Annotated in this window: 15 protein-coding genes; 3 read left to right on the forward strand and 12 right to left on the reverse strand. The window is 68.6% G+C overall.

From position 1 onward, the window contains the following. Nucleotides 1–32 precede the first annotated feature (32 nt). The 8 genes from NCO8_RS07935 to NCO8_RS07970 all read right to left on the reverse strand — a co-directional run bounded on the left by NCO8_RS07935 (nucleotide 33) and on the right by NCO8_RS07970 (nucleotide 8,507). Nucleotides 33–1,565, reverse strand: a complete 1,533-nt coding sequence (locus tag NCO8_RS07935) for a GMC oxidoreductase (protein WP_446673923.1) — start codon at nucleotides 1,563–1,565, stop codon at nucleotides 33–35. A gap of 335 nt (nucleotides 1,566–1,900) precedes the next feature. Continuing rightward, entirely contained in the window at nucleotides 1,901–2,437 is a 537-nt protein-coding gene (locus tag NCO8_RS32370; RefSeq protein ID WP_067637735.1) for a hypothetical protein, read from the reverse strand. Nucleotides 2,438–2,661: 224 nt separating this feature from the next. Continuing rightward, complete coding sequence (locus NCO8_RS32375; protein ID WP_067637737.1) at nucleotides 2,662–3,510, reverse strand: serine/threonine-protein kinase; 849 nt, start codon at nucleotides 3,508–3,510, stop codon at nucleotides 2,662–2,664. A 100-nt stretch (nucleotides 3,511–3,610) separates the two neighbouring features. Continuing rightward, nucleotides 3,611–4,726, reverse strand: a complete 1,116-nt coding sequence (dapC, locus tag NCO8_RS07950; RefSeq protein ID WP_067637739.1) for a succinyldiaminopimelate transaminase — start codon at nucleotides 4,724–4,726, stop codon at nucleotides 3,611–3,613. Next, the gene (gene fdxA / locus NCO8_RS07955; protein ID WP_022566345.1) at nucleotides 4,723–5,046 is read right to left on the reverse strand and encodes a ferredoxin; all 324 of its coding nucleotides are present in this window, start codon (nucleotides 5,044–5,046) and stop codon (nucleotides 4,723–4,725) included. The genes dapC and fdxA overlap by 4 nt, the downstream gene beginning before the upstream one ends. Before the next feature lie 143 nt (nucleotides 5,047–5,189). Beyond that, nucleotides 5,190–5,483 (reverse strand): helix-turn-helix domain-containing protein, encoded by a 294-nt coding sequence (locus NCO8_RS07960; protein WP_067485748.1) that lies wholly within the window; start codon nucleotides 5,481–5,483, stop codon nucleotides 5,190–5,192. Continuing rightward, a complete protein-coding gene (locus NCO8_RS07965; RefSeq protein WP_067637740.1) occupies nucleotides 5,476–5,832 on the reverse strand; it encodes a type II toxin-antitoxin system RelE/ParE family toxin in 357 nt (118 codons plus the stop codon). Before NCO8_RS07965 ends, NCO8_RS07960 begins: the two co-directional genes overlap by 8 nt. 74 nt (nucleotides 5,833–5,906) lie before the next feature. Continuing rightward, nucleotides 5,907–8,507, reverse strand: a complete 2,601-nt coding sequence (locus NCO8_RS07970) for a bifunctional FO biosynthesis protein CofGH (RefSeq protein ID WP_067637741.1) — start codon at nucleotides 8,505–8,507, stop codon at nucleotides 5,907–5,909. 150 nt (nucleotides 8,508–8,657) lie between these two features. Between NCO8_RS07970 and NCO8_RS07975 the strand changes: the two genes are divergently transcribed. Together NCO8_RS07975 and NCO8_RS07980 are read left to right on the forward strand one after the other, a co-directional pair. Further along, the gene (locus NCO8_RS07975) at nucleotides 8,658–9,155 is read left to right on the forward strand and encodes a PH domain-containing protein (RefSeq protein WP_067637743.1); all 498 of its coding nucleotides are present in this window, start codon (nucleotides 8,658–8,660) and stop codon (nucleotides 9,153–9,155) included. After that, on the forward strand, nucleotides 9,152–10,672 hold the full coding sequence (locus NCO8_RS07980) for a PH domain-containing protein (RefSeq protein ID WP_067637744.1): 1,521 nt from the start codon (nucleotides 9,152–9,154) through the stop codon (nucleotides 10,670–10,672). Before NCO8_RS07975 ends, NCO8_RS07980 begins: the two co-directional genes overlap by 4 nt. A 178-nt stretch (nucleotides 10,673–10,850) precedes the next feature. On the opposite strand, the gene NCO8_RS07985 is transcribed toward NCO8_RS07980, so the two are convergent. Continuing rightward, nucleotides 10,851–12,356, reverse strand: a complete 1,506-nt coding sequence (locus tag NCO8_RS07985; protein WP_067637746.1) for an MFS transporter — start codon at nucleotides 12,354–12,356, stop codon at nucleotides 10,851–10,853. A gap of 160 nt (nucleotides 12,357–12,516) precedes the next feature. Between NCO8_RS07985 and NCO8_RS07990 the strand changes: the two genes are divergently transcribed. Then, complete coding sequence (locus NCO8_RS07990) at nucleotides 12,517–13,251, forward strand: TetR/AcrR family transcriptional regulator C-terminal domain-containing protein (RefSeq protein WP_067637748.1); 735 nt, start codon at nucleotides 12,517–12,519, stop codon at nucleotides 13,249–13,251. Here the strand turns inward: NCO8_RS07990 and NCO8_RS07995 are convergent, their stop codons facing one another. The 3 genes from NCO8_RS07995 to NCO8_RS08005 are packed head-to-tail and all read right to left on the reverse strand — an operon-like array spanning nucleotide 13,252 to nucleotide 16,313. Then, entirely contained in the window at nucleotides 13,252–13,680 is a 429-nt protein-coding gene (locus tag NCO8_RS07995; protein WP_067637750.1) for a hypothetical protein, read from the reverse strand. 27 nt (nucleotides 13,681–13,707) lie between these two features. After that, entirely contained in the window at nucleotides 13,708–14,595 is an 888-nt protein-coding gene (mshB, locus tag NCO8_RS08000; RefSeq protein ID WP_067637992.1) for an N-acetyl-1-D-myo-inositol-2-amino-2-deoxy-alpha-D-glucopyranoside deacetylase, read from the reverse strand. Beyond that, nucleotides 14,592–16,313, reverse strand: coding sequence for an ABC transporter family substrate-binding protein (locus tag NCO8_RS08005; RefSeq protein WP_067637990.1), 1,722 nt, complete (start codon nucleotides 16,311–16,313; stop codon nucleotides 14,592–14,594). Before NCO8_RS08005 ends, mshB begins: the two co-directional genes overlap by 4 nt. Nucleotides 16,314–16,317 lie beyond the last annotated feature (4 nt).

Raw genomic sequence — 16,317 nt, forward strand, 5'->3', positions numbered from 1 at the left:
GAGCTGCCCGGTGCCGGGCAGCTCGCGCGAGCTCAGAGGTCGTCGGCGATGATCCGTTCGATATTGCGTTCGGCGAGCGCGGTGATGGTGACGAACGGGTTCACGCTGGTATTGCCGGGGATCAGGGCACCGTCGATGACGTAGAGGCCCGGGTACCCGTGCAGGCGGCCGTAGTTGTCGGTGGCCTCGTTCAGCACGCACCCGCCGAGTGGGTGGTAGGTGAAGTCGTCACCCCAGGTCTTGGTGACACCGAACAGGTCGGTCCGGTAGATGGTGCCTTCCTTGGCATTGATCTTGTCGAAGATGCGTTTCGCCGCGTTGATCGACGACTGATTCCACGACTTCTGCCAGTTCAGGTTCACCTTTCCGGTGCCGGAGTCGAAGCTGAACGCCGCACGATTCGGGTTCTTGGTGATCGCCAGGTACAGGCTCACGTAGGTCTCCAGGCCGGCCGGGAACGGCGCGACTTCGGCGAAGGCAGGCCCGCCCGGGTCCGCCCAGTTGTCGATGCCGAGGCAGGGCATGGAGGACTGCAGGCTGCCGGTGCCGTCCCACATGTGGTTGGCGCGGCCGACCATCACATTGCCGTTGTTGCCCCACTTCTGACCGACCGCGCCCGGGAGGTCGGGCAGTTTGCCCGTCGCCCGCATCGCCACCAGCAATTTGCTCGTGCCGACACTGCCCGCCGCGAAGAAGACCCGTTGGGCCGTCACGTTCTTGACGGCGACCGTCTTGCCGCTCGAATCGAGCTGGGCCATTTCCACCCGGTACCCGCCCGCGCCGGGCGTGACCGTGGTGACCTTGTGCAGCGGACTGATCCGCACCTTGCCGGTGGCGGCGGCCGCACCGAGGTAGGTGCGGTCGAGCGAGCGTTTGCCGTAGTTGTTGCCGTAGATCACCTCACCCGCCAGGGCCGAACGGGTCGCCGTGCCCGCCTGCTCCTTTTTCATGTACTCGAAGTCGTAGACATTGGGTACGAAAGTCCAACCGAAACCGGATCTTTCGGCATGCTTGCGGCCCACGCGCGCGAATTGATAGCACTCCGCCGATTCGAACCACGTCTTGTCGATGTGATTGACGCCGAGCGCGGTATTCGCGCGCGGGTAATAGGTGGAATACATTTCCTCGGCATTCACCGACGGCAGGATCGCGGCGAAATTCTCCCGTTTCGGCGTCACCGCCATCCCACCGTTCACCAGCGATCCGCCGCCGACCCCGCGCCCCTGGTACACCCGGATCCCGCCGAAGTCCTCGGAGTCGAGAACGCCTGTGTACCTGTCGATGTCCTTGTTGTACGAGCCGCCCATGAAGTACCCGACCGGCTGATCGGTGCGCTCGCGCAACCAGTACGACCGCCCGTCCGGTTTCAGCACCGGACAGAACACCCGCCCATCGGGGCCCGGCGCATCCCACGACATCCCCATCTCGACGATCGCCACGTCCACGCCAGCCTGTGCCAATCGCAGCGCGGCGACGGCACCGCCGTACCCGCTGCCGATCACCAATGCGGGAACCGTATCCCCGTCGGCCAGCGGTGCGGCGGAGGCGAGCGCCCGACTCCCCACGGTCGCCACCGCCAAAGTGACACCTGTTGCAGCTAGGAACCGCCGCCGCGTGAACCCTCCCGCGTATCGGGTTCGACCTGGGTTTTCATACAAGAATTCACGCACTGTGCGGCTCCTCATCGAGACTGCAAATGAGAACCTGTTATACCGAGCCACTCACCCGGGTGATCGCAGAACGCCGCACCCCGCCGTCACCTCGCCGACCGCTTCGCCACCGGAAACGTCATCGCTCCAGGTTCACCGCTTACGGGACCGCTGTCCCGCGTTGAGGGGCATTGACCAACGTGTGTTTCAGATGTAGGGGCATGGCTGGTCCCCTGAGCTGATCCGCCGACTCAGAGCGGGGCTTGTTCGAACCAGGATGCGTAGGTCTCGTCGAAGGTGTGGCCGGGCCAGGAGACCTCGACGAGAATGTCGGCCGTGGCGCCGCGATCGCGTTCCCGCACCGCGAGGGTGAAGGGGGCACCCGGGTCGCTCGGACGGGCGACGGCGACGGCCGAATTTCGCGCTGGGTGGGTTCGGACGTCGTGGACGACGGTGTGCCGGGAGAAATAGTTCTCGACGTCGGCGGCGGACGGGTACGCGGTGAACCAGGTGACGACGCCGTCGGCGTCGGTGCACGAGATCTGACGAAGGGGCGCCGGGTCGCCGGGGGCGACCACGAACGTGGACGTCGGCGAACAGGCGGCATCGCGCCAGCCACGACCGGCCGGATTCGAGGCGATCAAGCTCGGGAACGCCGTGGCGATCGAAGAGTGTTCACCCCAGGTCGGCGGCGGTGGAACACGCTGCGGCCGAACGAATTTCCAGTAGACCGCGCCCGCACCGACAACGCCGACACCGGCGATCATCGCGAGTACGAGCAGAGCCACCGCCAATGCCCGCCATCGAGACGAGACAGCTTTACCCGGAACATCGGTCGCGCGCGGACGCGCCGCGCGCGCACCCGGATGAGCCGCGGCAATCGTTGGCAGGTCGGCTGGAGTGGTAGGAGTTCCGGTGGGAGTACTCGACGGTGCGGCGGAAGCGCTCATGGCCGGGTAGCGCCGCGTTTCGCCGGGCGACAGCGCCGGTCCGGTGCGCTGCGAGGCGCCGATCAGCGCCGGAGCGACAGCCGATGCCGCGGCCGCCGCCTGACCGAATTCGGCACAGCTGCCGAATCTTCAGCCGGATCCTTGGCCATGGCACGACCGATCACCGCGTCCAGGCCGGGCGCCAGACCGCTTACCTGGTCCGAGGCCCGCGGCACGGGCTTGGTCAGATGTGCGGCGACGACGGCACCGGGATTGTCTGCGGGGAACGGGCTTTCGCCGGTGAGCAGCGTGTACAGGGAACAACCGAGCGAGTATTGGTCGGATCGGTGATCCACAGTCGCACCGGACAATTGTTCGGGCGAGGCGTAGGCGAGGGTGGCGAGGAAGTCGCCGGTGCGGGTGAGCTGGCGGGCGTCGCCGCGCAGGCGGGCGATCCCGAAATCGGTGAGTAGCACGCGATCCCGGCCCCGGCCCGCGGAGAGCAGGATGTTGGCGGGTTTCACGTCTCGGTGCAGCACGTCGCGCTCGTGGGCGTAGTCGAGCGCTTCGGCGGTCTGGGCGATGATGTCGACCGCGCGGGCAGGGTCCAGCGGACGACCACGGAACACCGAGGCATCGGTGCCGTCCACGTACTGCATGGAAATCCACATCAGCCCGTTCTCGACACCGCGATCGAGCACCGACACGATGCCGGGATGATCGAGGCGGGCCGATACGTCGGCCTCACGTTCGAAACGGGCCCGCACCTCCTGGTCCGAATACAGGTCGCGATTCAGCAGTTTCAGTGCGACCCGTCGCGGCAGGCGTGGATGCGCGGCCAGGTACACGGTGCCCATTCCGCCGCGCCCGAGCACCCGCTCGATCCGATATCCGGCGAACACCGCGCCCGCGACCAAATCCACCCCGTGCATGTGTTGCGAGCCTTTCGATCCTGTTCGCGCCGATGTCGACTGTGCGGACACTAACCGATTCGCGCGCGAGACAGGATGCGGGGCAACCGGACCGGACGTCTCAGGAGAGCCGGGCGGCCGCTTCGGCGATGCGTTCGTCGGTGGCGGTGAGGGCGATCCGGACGTGCTCCGGGGAGCGTGGTCCGTAGAAGTCGCCGGGGGCGGCGAGGATGCCGCGGTCGGCGAGCCAGTCGAGAGTGACCCGGCACGCTTCACCACGGGTGGCCCACAGGTAGAGGCCGGCTTCGGAGAAGTCGATGCGGAAACCGGCCTGCTCCAAGGCTTTTCGCAGGGTGTCGCGACGGGCGCGGTACCGCTCGCGCTGGGCCGCCTCGTGGGCGTCGTCGGCGAGGGCGGCGGTCATGGCGGCCTGGATGGGGAAGGGCAGCATCATGCCGGAGTGTTTGCGCACCTCGAGCAGTTCGGCGACCAGTTCGGGGTCCCCCGCGACGAAACCGGCGCGGTAGCCGGCCAGGTTCGAGGTCTTCGACAGGGAGTGGATGGCCAGCAGGCCGGTGTGGTCGCCGTCGCAGACGCGCGGGTCGAGGATGGAGACCGCCTCGCCCTCCCAGACCAGGCCCAGGTAGCACTCGTCGGAGGCGACGACCGCGCCACGCTCGCGGGCGAAGGCAACCACCTTGCGCAGGTGCTCGACGGGCAGCACCTTGCCGGTGGGGTTGGACGGGGAGTTCACGAAGATCAGCGCCGGGTTCTGCGGGCCGATCTGGGTGAGGCCGTCGGCGCGCCACGGCTTCGCACCGGCCAGCAGGGCGCCCACTTCGTAAGTGGGGTAGGCGATCTCAGGGATGACGACAAGGTCGTCGGCGCCGATGCCGAGCAGGCGCGGCAGTCCGGCGATGAGCTCTTTGGTGCCGATCACCGGCAGCACGGCCGCCGGGTCGACACCGGTGATCCCGAACCGGCGCGCCAGCGCGGCGACGGCCGCGGCGCGCAGTTCAGGGGTGCCGTGCGTGGTCGGGTACCCGGGGACGGCCGCGACGGAGCCGAGTGCGGCCTGGATGAGCGGGTCGACCGGGTCGACCGGTGTGCCGACGGACAGGTCGACCAGCCCACCGGGATGCGCGGCGGCTTTCTGTTTGACCGCGGCGATGGTGTCCCACGGGAAGTCGGGCAGCAGGCTGCTCACCCGGCCACGGGTCGGCACCCCTGCGCTCATTCTTCGGCCATGGGGGGCAGCGCCTTGATGAAGGCCGGGTCGTAGTCGACCTTGCCCACCTTGGTCGCGCCGCCGGGCGACCCGAGTTCGTCGAAGAAGTCGACGTTGGCGTTGATGTAGCCGCTCCACTGGTCCGGAGTGTCGTCCTCGTAGAAGATCGCCTCCACGGGGCAGACCGGCTCACACGCACCACAGTCAACGCACTCGTCGGGTTGGATGTAGAGCATGCGGCCACCCTCGTAGATGCAATCCACGGGGCATTCCTCGATGCACGCCTTGTCCTTCACGTCAACGCACGGTTCAGCGATGATGTACGGCACTGCCGTTCTCCTAGTCTGTCCACAGCTGCGGGGGCCAACTCCGCCCCCCGAACCCTATCCCGAACTACACGCTACCCCCAGGTCAGCCTGCCCTAACTAGTTCATCGCAACGGCTTCGAGTGATGCCGGACTCGAATTCGAGCTCAAGCAACCCGCGGGCGTACCTGTACGACCAGGTCGGCATCGAGTGCGCGGGCCAGCCGCTCCAGCACCGGAAGGCTCGGGATCGTCCCGCCCGCCTCGAATCGGGCGACAGCCGACTGAGTCATTTCCGCGGCATCGGCCAAAACCGATTGAGTCCAGCCTCGGTCCTCGCGCATGCGCCGGATATCGCGACCGAGTTCGTAGGCGAGTTTCGCCGCGGCGTACGCCTCAGCCGCGCCAGGCTCCCGCAGACGGCGGTCGCGCATCTCGGCCCAATCGGCTCTCTCAGTCATCGCTCTCGTCCTCCTCAGCCGTGTGTCGCTCGACGACGCAACGTTGCATCGCCTTGCGAGCGCGGTCGACCTCGCGGCGCTCCCGCATCCTGGACTTCACAAATACCGTGAGCAGGATGATGCGGCGGCCGGGCGCGATCCAGTAGGACACCCGAGTCGCCTCGGATTCCAGTTGAAATCGCAGCTCGCGGAGCTTTCCATCGAGTTGTCGCGTGTGCGGCTCGCCGAGCAGGGGCCCGTACTCGGCCAACAGATCGACGTGGAACGCCGCTCGCGCGAACATCTCGGTGGACAGCTTCTCGAGCCAATCCCGCACCTCAGGTTCGAGCTCGATGGTACCCCATGACATAACAGCAATGCTATATCGACGTCCTGGGATTCATGCAATCTTCGCATAATACGACGGTCCGGCCCGATGTGGGTCTAGCTGATCGTCAGCGCGATCGGGGCAGCCTTCGGCTCGACGGTTCCGTAGGTGGTGGTTCGTTCGCGGACCGGGCGGTCGATGCCCGCCGCGATCTCGGTGAGTTCGGCGACGGTCTTGGCCGAGCCGTGCTGGGAGCCCGCCATGCGGGAGATGGTTTCCTCCATCAGCGTTCCACCGAGGTCGTTGGCGCCGCCCGAGAGCATCATCTGGGTGCCGACCGTGCCGAGCTTCACCCAGCTGGTCTGGATGTTGTGGATGCGGCCGTGCAGCATGATGCGCGCGAGGGCATGGACGGCGCGGTTGTCGCGGTTGGTCGGGCCGGGACGCGCGGCGCCCGCCAGGTACAGCGGGGCGCTCTGGTGGACGAACGGCAGCGGCACGAACTCGGTGAAACCGCCGGTGCGGTCCTGGATCTCGCGCAGCACACGCAGGTGACCGACCCAGTGCTTCGGGTTGTCGACGTGGCCGTACATCATGGTCGAACTCGACGGGATGCCCAGTTCGTGAGCGGTGGTGATCACCTCGATCCAGGCCGAGGTCGGCAGCTTGCCCTTGGTGAGCACCCAGCGCACCTCGTCGTCGAGGATCTCGGCGGCGGTGCCGGGAATCGAGCCGAGCCCGGCCTCCTTCAGCGCCGCGAGCCAGTCGCGGATGCTCTGCCCACCACGGGAAGCACCGTTGACGATCTCCATCGGGCTGAAGGCGTGCACGTGCATCGACGGGACGCGGGCCTTGATGGCACGCACCAGGTCGGCGTACCCGGTGACGGGCAGCTCGGGGTCGATGCCGCCCTGCATGCAGATCTCGGTGGCGCCGTCGACATGGGCTTCCCAGGCGCGGTCGGCCACCTCGTCGGTGCTCAGGGTGAAGGCGTCGGCATCACCCTTGCGCTGGGCGAACGCGCAGAACCGGCAGCCGGTGTAGCAGATGTTGGTGAAGTTGATATTGCGGTTCACCACGTAGGTGACCTCGTCACCGGACACCTCGCGCCGCAGCTGATCGGCAAGCGCCGCAACGGCATCCAGCGCCACACCGTCGGCGGTGGCGAGCGCGAGGTACTGGTCGTCGGTCAGGCCCGCCGGGTCGTTCTCGGCGGCACGCAGCGCGTCGAGCACCTCGGAATCGAGCCGTTCGGGTGCGGTGACGGCCAGGTCGCGGGCGTGTTCGCGAATGGTCTCCCAGTCGCCGAACGCGCCGACCACCTCCTGGCCGAGGCCGGAGTCGCTGCGGCTGTCGGTGATGCGGCCCTCGGAGTCGATGGCGGTGTTGAGGTCCACCCGGCCCGCCGAGTCCCACGACTCGTCGGGTTCCTGCCAGGCGAGCCCGACGGGCAGCGCCTCGGACCTGGCCAGCCCGGTGGCCGGATCGGTGAGTGCCGCGACGTGCGCGCCGATGCGCGGATCGATCCAGGGGTGGCCCGCGCGCACGTACTTCGGATGCGCGGAGGTGCGTTCGGCGAGGGTGAACCCGGCCGCCTCGGTGATCTCGCGCAGCGTGTCGAGATTGGGCCACGGACGTTCGGGGTTCACGTGGTCGACCGTCAACGGCGACACACCGCCCCAGTCGTCGATACCCGCGTCGATCAGGGCGCGGCAGTCGCTGTGCGAGACCAGGTTCGGCGGCGCCTGCACCGGGACATCCGGGCCGAGCAGCAGCCTGGTCACCGCGACCGTGGCCAGGAACTCGGCCACATCGGCATCGGGCGCGTCGCGCATGGCGGTGTCGGACTTGGCCCGGAAGTTCTGCACGATCACTTCCTGGATGTGCCCGAACTCGCGGTGCAGCTTGCGGATCGCCATGATCGAGTCGGCGCGTTCGGCGAGCGTCTCACCGATACCGACCAGGATGCCGGTGGTGTAGGGCACCGAGAGCCTGCCCGCGTCGGTGATGGCGCGCAGCCGCACCGCCGGGTCCTTGTCGGGGCTGCCGAAATGGCAGGCGCCCTTCTCGGTGAACAACCGGGTGGCGGTGGTCTCGAGCATCATGCCCATCGACTGGGCGACCGGCTTGAGCCGCGCGATCTCGTTCCAGCTCATCACGCCGGGGTTCAGGTGCGGCAGCAGGCCGGTCTCCTCGAGCACGAGGATCGACACCGCGCGCAGGTAGTCGAGGGTGGAGTCGTAGCCGCGCTCGTCGAGCCACTGCGCGGCCTCGGGCCAGCGGTCCTCGGGGCGGTCGCCCAGGGTGAACAGGGCTTCCTTGCAGCCGAGCGCCGCGCCTTGCCTGGCGATCTCGAGTACCTCGTCGGGTTCGAGGAACATCCCCTTGCCCTCGGCCCGCAGCTTGCCCGGCACGGTCACGAAGGTGCAGTAGTGACACTTGTCGCGACACAGGCGGGTGAGCGGGATGAACACATTGCGCGAGTAGGTGATGGTGCGTGGTCTGCCCGCGGATTCGAGCCCGGCGTCGCGGACCCGGGCGGCGCTGGCGCACAGATCGGCCAGGTCGTCGCCGGTGGCGTGCAGCAGGACGGTTGCCTCGTCGACGTTCAACGTGACGCCGTCGCGGGCCCGTCGCAGCGCCCGGCGCATGGCCGAGGCACTCGGCGGGTTCGGCGGAACGCTCGGCAGTGGAAGGTCGCTCACCCCGTCGATCATGCGCTACTTCTCTCCCGAACGTGTGGTGGGCTGGTCACGCCGCCCGTTGCGGGCGCGCGAGGGTCGTCTTCCTCGGCCACAACCTCGCCCGCGCGGGCACATATTCCCGAGCCGGGCGAACTCGTCGCACCCTCGTGCCACGATGTCAGCATGTCGTTGCCGCGTTCAACCATCCTCGCCGACCCGGCCTGGCGGCCAAGTCCCAAGGCGAAACTGTTGTGGGCGCTGGAGAACGCCGTCGGCATCGCGGTGCTCGCGGTGGCACTCGGGGTGTGGATGTTCCTCGACGACCGGCGCGGCTGGCAGCTGGTCGCCGGGCTGGCGCTGGTCGCGCTCGCGGTGCTCGGGCTGGTCGTGGTTCCGCTGTGGCGGTTCGCGGTGCACCGGTGGGAGGTCACCGACGAGGCCGTGTACACACGGGTGGGCTGGCTGGATCAGGAGTCCCGGGTGGCGCCGATCTCGCGGGTGCAGACGGTGGACACCGAGCGCGGCCCGCTCGAGCGGATACTCGGGTTGGCCACGGTGACGGTCACCACGGCATCGTCGGCCGGGGCGGTCAAGATCAGCGCGCTCGACCTGCCCGTCGCCGAGCAGACGGTGCTTCGGTTGACCGCCATCGCCGCCCAGCATCGCGGAGACGCCACATGAGCGAGACACCGTGGCAGCGGCTCGATCCACGCATGCTGCTGGTGTATCCGGTCACCGAGATCGTGAAATACATTCCGGTCCTGCTCGGTTCGGTGATCGTCGGTACCACCAGCGGCAATCCGCTGTGGAGCCTGATCCCGGTGCTGCTCGTCGCCGCGTTCGGTGTATTGCGGTGGTTCACCACGACCTATCGCATCGACGCCGATCACGTGCAGTTGCGCACCGGGGTCGTCGGCCGCCGGACGCTGTCGGTGCCACGGCCGCGGATCCGCTCGGTGGACGTGGAAGCCGATCTGCTGCACCGGGTTCTGGGTCTTGCGGTGCTGACCATCGGCACCGGGACCGATACCGCCAAGGACGAGGAATTCAAGCTCGACGCGCTCGACACGAGCCGTATTCCCGCCTTGCGTACCGAATTGCTCTCGCACACAGGACGCTCCGAAGAACGGCCGGCCGACGACGCCACGCCCGTCCACGAATCCGGTGTCGAGATCGGGCATTGGCGACCCGCGTGGGTTCGGTACGCGCCGTTGTCGCTGACGGGGCTGGCCATCGTCGCCCCGATCGCCGGGTTGGCGGCGCAGTACGGGGTGCTCGAGTGGATCGTGAAATCCGCTCCGGCACAGGAGATCGGGCACGACAGCGTCGCCGTGGTCGCCCTCGTGATCGCCGCGATGGTCGTCCTCACCCTGCTGCTGGTGAGCCTCGCCGCCTGCGGGCAGTACCTGGCCACGTGGTACGGACTGCGTGTCCTCGACAACGGTTCGACGCTGCACCTGCGACACGGGCTCTTCACCACCCGCCAGATCACCCTCGACCTGGCCCGCTTCCGTGGCGCCACGCTCAACGATCCGCTGCTGCTGCGTGCGGCCCGCGCCGCCCAGCTGGAAATGATCATGACCGGGGAGAATCCGCGTCAGAAGGTGCTCCCCCAGGCGCCGCGCGCGGCCGTCGAACGCACCCTCGACGAACTCCTGCGCACTCATCGACGACCACAGCTCACCAAGACGGACTCTGCTGTGCCGCAGGGTATTTCCGGCACCATGCTGGGAACTGTCGACTTGATCTCGCACGGTCGCGCGGCGCGTCGGCGTCGGTATGTGCGGGCGGCCTGGCCGGTGGGCATCTTGCTGGTCGCCATGATCGTGCTCGCGCTGGTCGAAGGTCCACTGCCCGTGTGGATCTGGGTCGTGCCCGTGGTGTTCGCCGGGCTGATGGCGGCGCTGGCCGAGGACAGGTACCGCAGCCTCGGCCACCGCGTCCTGCCCGCCGACACCGGCCCCACCTGGCTCATCACCCGCCGCGGCAGCCTCGACCGCAATCGCGACTGCCTCGAAGCCCCCGGCATCATCGGCTGGACCATCCGCCAGACCTTCTGGCAGCGCCGCGCCGGCCTGGCCACGGTGGTCGCCGCCACGGCCGCGGGCAAGAAGGCGTACCTGGTGGACGACATCCCCTACACCGACGCGGTCGCCCTGATCGACACCGTCACCCCCGGGCTGCAAGGGCACCGCTGAATCCAGTGACACCGCAGCGGCCGAGAACCTGAGCGCTTCGCCGCGAACACACCACTGAACACTCGAAACACCGGCAGTGGCCGGAAGTCGGAGGACTTCCGGCCACTGGACCCTCGGCTCTTCATGCATCAGGCCTCGCCACGTCCGCGGCGTCCTCGCGATGCACCGCGCCGGTGCCTCAGACGCCCACCGTCTCCGGTGCCGAATCAGTCTCGGCCGCAGGCTTCTTCACGTCCCGCATCAACACCACCGCGAGCACCGCGGCAGCGACCGAGGCGAGCGCACCCACACCGAAGGTGACCTGCATGGCGGTGCAGAAGGCGTCGCGAGCCAGGCCGATCAGCCCGGCGTCACCGGTGCCGAGCGCACCCGCGATGGACTCCCGCGCCGCGTCCGGCGCGGAGTCCGGCATGGCGCCGGCGAAGGTGCCCGCCAGGATGGCGCCGAGCACCGCGACACCGAGCGCGGCGCCCGACTGCTGGATGGTGTCGTTGAGCGCCGAACCCACCCCCGCGTGGTCCTCGGGAACCGCACTCATCAGCGCGCCGATCGCGGCGGGCATGGCCAGACCACCACCGGCACCGAGCAGCGCCATCGCCACGGCGGGCAGGGTGAAGCTCGCGCCCGCGTCGAGGGTGGCGAGGACCGCGAAACCGGCGGCGACCACCACGAGTCCAGCGATGGTGACGATCCGCGCTCCCAGCTTGCCGACCAGCACCGCTCCGATCCCGTTGGCGAGCAGCAGCGTCACCGCCATCGGGGTGAAGGCGAGCGCGGTGCGCATCGGGGTGTAGCCGAGCACGAACTGCAGGTACTGGGTGAGCACGAGCACCAGTCCGCCGTTGGCGAAGGTCACCAGCACCAGCGAGAAGCTCGACCCGGTGAAGGTGCGGTCGCGGAACAAGTGCAGCGGAACCATCGGCGAGTCGGTGCGCAGCTCACGCACGACGAAGGCGGCGAGGGCAACGACCGTCACGGCGAAGCCGGCGAGCACACCGGAATCGGTCCAGCCCGCGTGCGGCACCGAGATGATCGTCCAGACCAGCGCCGTCATGCCGACGATGGAGGTGAGCATGCCGGGGAAGTCGGGGGTGCGCCACGGGCCCTTCGATTCGGGCATGAGCACGAGCGCGGCGACGAGAGCGACGACGACGATCGGCACGTTCATGACGAAAACCGAACCCCACCAGAAGTGTTCGAGCAGCACACCACCCACCACGGGGCCGCCGACCAGGCCAACGGTCGCCACGGCACTCCACGCGCCGATGGCCTTGGGTCGTTCGTCGTCGTCGAAGACGGTGATCAGGATCGACAGCGTGCTCGGCATGATGAGCACCCCGCCGATGCCCATCAGCGCGCGCCCGGCGATCAGCAGTTCCGGACTGCCCGCGTAGGCCGCGAGCAGGGAGGCCGCGCCGAAGATCACCAGACCGATGATCATCACCAGCTTGCGGCCGAATCGGTCGGAGAGGCTGCCGGAGGTGAGCAGCAGGCCCGCGAAGACCAGCAGGTAGGCGTCGATGATCCATTGGATCTGCTGGGCGCTCGCGCCGAAGTCGGTGGCGATCTGCGGGATCGCGACCGTGAGCACCATATTGTCCACGACCAGCACCAGGCTGCTGAGGCACAGCACGATCAGGATCAGCCACCGGCGCGGATCGCGCACCTTCGTGAGCGTTGACATCTTTGCTCCCCTTTCCGAAGCTCTCCGCACACTGTGCGGCCATTGCGAACACTGTACGTCTGCGGGAACGGTGTGCGCAATAGGAACGTTGTACGGCGACCGAACACTGTTCATGAACCGGCTATGCTGGACGGAACCCGCCACAGAAGAGGAGGCAGCGATGGCAGCGAGCCCGACCGGGATCCCGTCGGTGTGGACCAGGCCGCCCCGCGAACGCCGCGACCAACCCGCGCTGAGCCGCGACCAGATCGTGGCGGAGGCGATCCGCCTGCTCGACGAGGAGGGTTTCGACGCCCTGAGCATGCGCAAACTCGGCGCCCGGCTCGGCGCGGGCGCCACCTCGCTCTACACCCACGTCGCCAACAAGGACGAGCTACTGGAACTGGTCGTCGACCAGGTGATCGGCGAGGTTCCCGTCCCGGCCCCCGACGGCGACCGCTGGCGCGAGGTGATGCACGAACAAGCCGCCGGAGTGCGTAAGACCCTGCTCGCGCACCCGTGGATCACCGTCGTGCTCAGCACCGCCGCGCTGATGTACCTCGGCCCCAACATGATGCGGCTCACCGACTCGATGATCGCGATCCTCGACGCCGCGGGCCTGCCCGACGACGTGGTCGACATCGCGGGCAACGCCGTCTTCCAGTTCGTCGTCGGCTCCTGCGGCGGCGAGGCCGCCATGCTGATGACGATCGCGCAAAGCGGCCTGTCCAGCGAACAGTGGGCCACCCAGGTGCTGGCCGCCAGCGAGGCCGCCGCCCGTCCGTTCCCCCGCTTGCACCAGCGCTACACCGACCAGCTCGCGCGGTTGCGCGACAAGCCCGATCCGGCCGTCTTCGACAAGTTCACCCGCGAACTGGACCTCATCCTCGATGGGATCGAGACCCGTCGAGGATGATCAGCCCGCTCGGCGGGCGCGGGGCGAATTCGCCCGGGAATACAGGTAACCCATGGGCGCGAGCACCCCGCAGGCCAGCAGCAGCAGGGTGCGGCCGTCGTTGCCGAGCATCACGTCACCACCCGGACCGCGCGAAGCGCACAGCAGGAAACCGAAGAGCCACAACACGATCGGCGCGAAGACGAAACCGAGCCGATCGGTGACGCTCGCCATCCCGTACACCAGACCGACATTCACCACTCCGGCCACCAGCGCCGCGATCGGCAGCGGCATCGACCCGATGTACAGCGGCAGGAACAGCACCTCGAGCGCGAGTGTGATGAGTGCGTCGACCATGAGCAACACGACGATGAGCCCGGCGACGAGGGGATCGGGCGGTGCGGGCAGACGCACGCCACGGCGCGCGGTGGACTGGTCGGAGGTCACCATGCGGGCGAGTCTATTCGGCCGGTCGGCTCATTCGAGGCCGGCGAACAGGTCGTGCTCGAACCCGTCGTCGCCGACCGGCCCACGGGTGCCACGCACCAGGGTGAAATGTTCCTCCGGCAGCACGGGCAGCGCAATGTTGTTCGACAGCGCGAACTCCCGGCCGCTCGGCGCGAGGGTCACCTGGGTGGCGTGCGCGCGCATGGCCGCACGCTTGGCGCCGAGCACGTCCGACACGTCGACCACGGTGCTCACCCCGGCGGTGGTCGACATCGCCGCCAGCTCCGCCTCCACGGGCAACCGCCACCCTTCCGGCAGCGCGCCGGGCAGCCCGTCGACGGTGCGGCGGGCGAGGGCGGCGGTGTGCTGGCGCAGCAGGTCGGCGTCGGTGACGGTCCAGTAGAACTTGGGCACGTCGTAGCCCTGTTCGGCGGCCGCGGCCACGGCGGCGGTGGTGACGTGGTGTGCCCGGATGTGGTCGGGATGGCCGTAGCCGCCGCGCGGGTCGTAGGTGACGACCACGCGCGGGCGCAGTTCCAGCAGCACCGCGACGAGTTCGTCGACCGCCGCGTCACCGGAGTTCACGAACGCGCGCGGATGCTCGGCCGACGGCGTGCCCGCCATCCCGGAATCACGCCAGCGACCCGGCCCACCGAGGAACAACGGTTCGCCCGCGTCGAGCGCGGCGAGGGCGGCGGTGAGTTCGCTGATGCGGTAGCCGCCGAGCTGGTCGGCCTCGGCGGCGATCAGGCGCGCCCAGCGTTCGCCGATGACCTCACCTTCCTCACCGAGCGTGCAGGTCACCACTGTCACCGGCACACCGCGACGGCGGTAGTGCGCGATGGTGCCACCGGTGGTGAGGGTTTCGTCGTCGGGGTGGGCGTGCACCAGGAGCAGGCCGCCGGTCTCGCGCGTCATGGGATCCTCCGCCACTGTGCCGTATCACCGAAGATGCCGACCTGGATGGCGCCCGACAGGGACGCACCGTCCACACGCGGGCCCGCCGCCGCGACGACGTTGTCCTGCACGATCGGCAGCACCGTCGACAGTTCCCACAGCTTGGGCTCGGCCTCGGCGACGATCCGGCCCACGTCGATTCCGCGCAGCGCCTCGTCGATCGACGGTTGCAAGCCCGGATCGCAGACGCCGCCGACATTGCTCGGCGCCTGCCGGTAGGCCTCGGCCGCGGCCAGCACCGGGCCGTCGGCACCCGGCGGCTCCACCGGCGGACATCCGTACCGGGAGGCGAGCACCGTCGCCGGGTCACCGCCCGCGAGTTCCCACCCGACGATCGCGTCGACCGACGACTCGGTGAGTTCGCGACCGTACAGTTCGTCGGCGGGAATGCCGCGCACGGTGGCATCGATTCCGGCACTGCGCAATTGGTCGGCGGCGGTATTGGCGACGGCCAGTGCCGCCTCGTCCTCGGCGACCGCGCCGATGCGCACCGACAAGCCCTTGCCGTTGCGCGCCACCGAACGTGGCTGCGGTGCGGGCGAAGTGGGCGAACTCGTCTGCGGCGTCTCCGGTGCCCGCCCGAAACCGGCCTCGGCCAGCAGGGCGAACGCCTCGTCGGCGCTGAGCCGAGGCGGGGCGGTCGGCAGATAGCCGGGGCTCGACGGTGGAAGTACCTGGGCGCGAGCGGGTTCCACCCAGCCACCGCTCTGCGCACCGACGGTGGCGAGCAGGGCTGGATCGAGCAGGGCGAGCAGCGCTTTGCGCACCCGCACGTCGATCAGGTCGCCGGAGCGGCCGTTGAGGGTGAGTTGCAGTTCCCGCGCCTGCGGCATGATCGTCGTGCGCACCGACGGGATGGCGGCGAGTTGCGCCTGGGTGGCGACCCCGCCGTGCACCAGCGCCATCTGCGCGTCGCCGGTGCGCAGGGATTCGGCGAGCTGGGAGGGAGAGCCACCGCGCCGCAACAGGATCTGATCGGGTGCGGCGGGGGTGCCCCAGAATCGGTCGTTGCGTTCGAGCAGGATCTCGTCGCGCCCGCGATCCACGGACTTGATCGTGAAGTTGCCGCCCGACACCGGAATTCGGTCCACGAGCCCGCTGGTGAACCCACCCGGGGAGTCCTTCACCAGATGCGAGGGCAGCAGGTTCGCGAACAGCTCACGCCATGCCGGGTACGGCTGGGTCAGCGTCACAGTGACCGTTTTGCCCCCACCCGAGGACGCCACGTCGGAGATCAGCCGGTACCCCGCCGGATCTACCACACCGGGCTGGGAGATCATCTGCTGCCACAGGAACCGGAAGTCCTCGGCGGCGATCGGCGCGCCGTCGGACCAATTCGCCTGATTGCGCAGGGTATAGGTGATGGTGAACGGTTCCTGCGAGGTCACATCGGCCGACACGATCAGCGCCGAGTCGGGCACGAAATCCACCACACCTGGGTGGGCTGGATTGGGCACCGGCCGGAACGGGCTCGGCAACACCATCGAACTCACCGCGTTGGTCGCGGGCGACTGATCCGAACGCAGATGCGGATTGAATCCGATCCCGATGTCGTCGATGGCGACGACGACGGTGTTCTTGCCCGGCTTGGCCTGGGTGGTCTTGGGCGAATCGGTGCTCTCGATCGGCGGCGGCGGATTCGCGGTGCACCCGGCCACGACCACCGTCGAGGCGATCATCGCC

The sequence above is a fragment of the Nocardia coubleae NBRC 108252 genome, assembly GCF_001612805.1.
Taxonomy (GTDB): domain Bacteria; phylum Actinomycetota; class Actinomycetes; order Mycobacteriales; family Mycobacteriaceae; genus Nocardia; species Nocardia coubleae.

Excerpts from the sequence above, each read along its gene's own strand:
- mshB (WP_067637992.1), bottom strand. The coding sequence starts at position 14,595 with ATGACGCGCGAGACCGGCGGCCTGCTCCTGGTGCACGCCCACCCCGAC.
- NCO8_RS08005 (WP_067637990.1), bottom strand. The coding sequence starts at position 16,313 with ATGATCGCCTCGACGGTGGTCGTGGCCGGGTGCACCGCGAATCCGCCG.
- NCO8_RS07975 (WP_067637743.1), top strand. The coding sequence starts at position 8,658 with ATGTCGTTGCCGCGTTCAACCATCCTCGCCGACCCGGCCTGGCGGCCA.
- NCO8_RS07960 (WP_067485748.1), bottom strand. The coding sequence starts at position 5,483 with ATGACTGAGAGAGCCGATTGGGCCGAGATGCGCGACCGCCGTCTGCGG.
- NCO8_RS07970 (WP_067637741.1), bottom strand. The coding sequence starts at position 8,507 with ATGATCGACGGGGTGAGCGACCTTCCACTGCCGAGCGTTCCGCCGAAC.
- dapC (WP_067637739.1), bottom strand. The coding sequence starts at position 4,726 with ATGAGCGCAGGGGTGCCGACCCGTGGCCGGGTGAGCAGCCTGCTGCCC.
- NCO8_RS07990 (WP_067637748.1), top strand. The coding sequence starts at position 12,517 with ATGGCAGCGAGCCCGACCGGGATCCCGTCGGTGTGGACCAGGCCGCCC.
- NCO8_RS07965 (WP_067637740.1), bottom strand. The coding sequence starts at position 5,832 with ATGTCATGGGGTACCATCGAGCTCGAACCTGAGGTGCGGGATTGGCTC.
- NCO8_RS07995 (WP_067637750.1), bottom strand. The coding sequence starts at position 13,680 with ATGGTGACCTCCGACCAGTCCACCGCGCGCCGTGGCGTGCGTCTGCCC.
- NCO8_RS32375 (WP_067637737.1), bottom strand. The coding sequence starts at position 3,510 with ATGCACGGGGTGGATTTGGTCGCGGGCGCGGTGTTCGCCGGATATCGG.
- NCO8_RS07980 (WP_067637744.1), top strand. The coding sequence starts at position 9,152 with ATGAGCGAGACACCGTGGCAGCGGCTCGATCCACGCATGCTGCTGGTG.
- NCO8_RS07985 (WP_067637746.1), bottom strand. The coding sequence starts at position 12,356 with ATGTCAACGCTCACGAAGGTGCGCGATCCGCGCCGGTGGCTGATCCTG.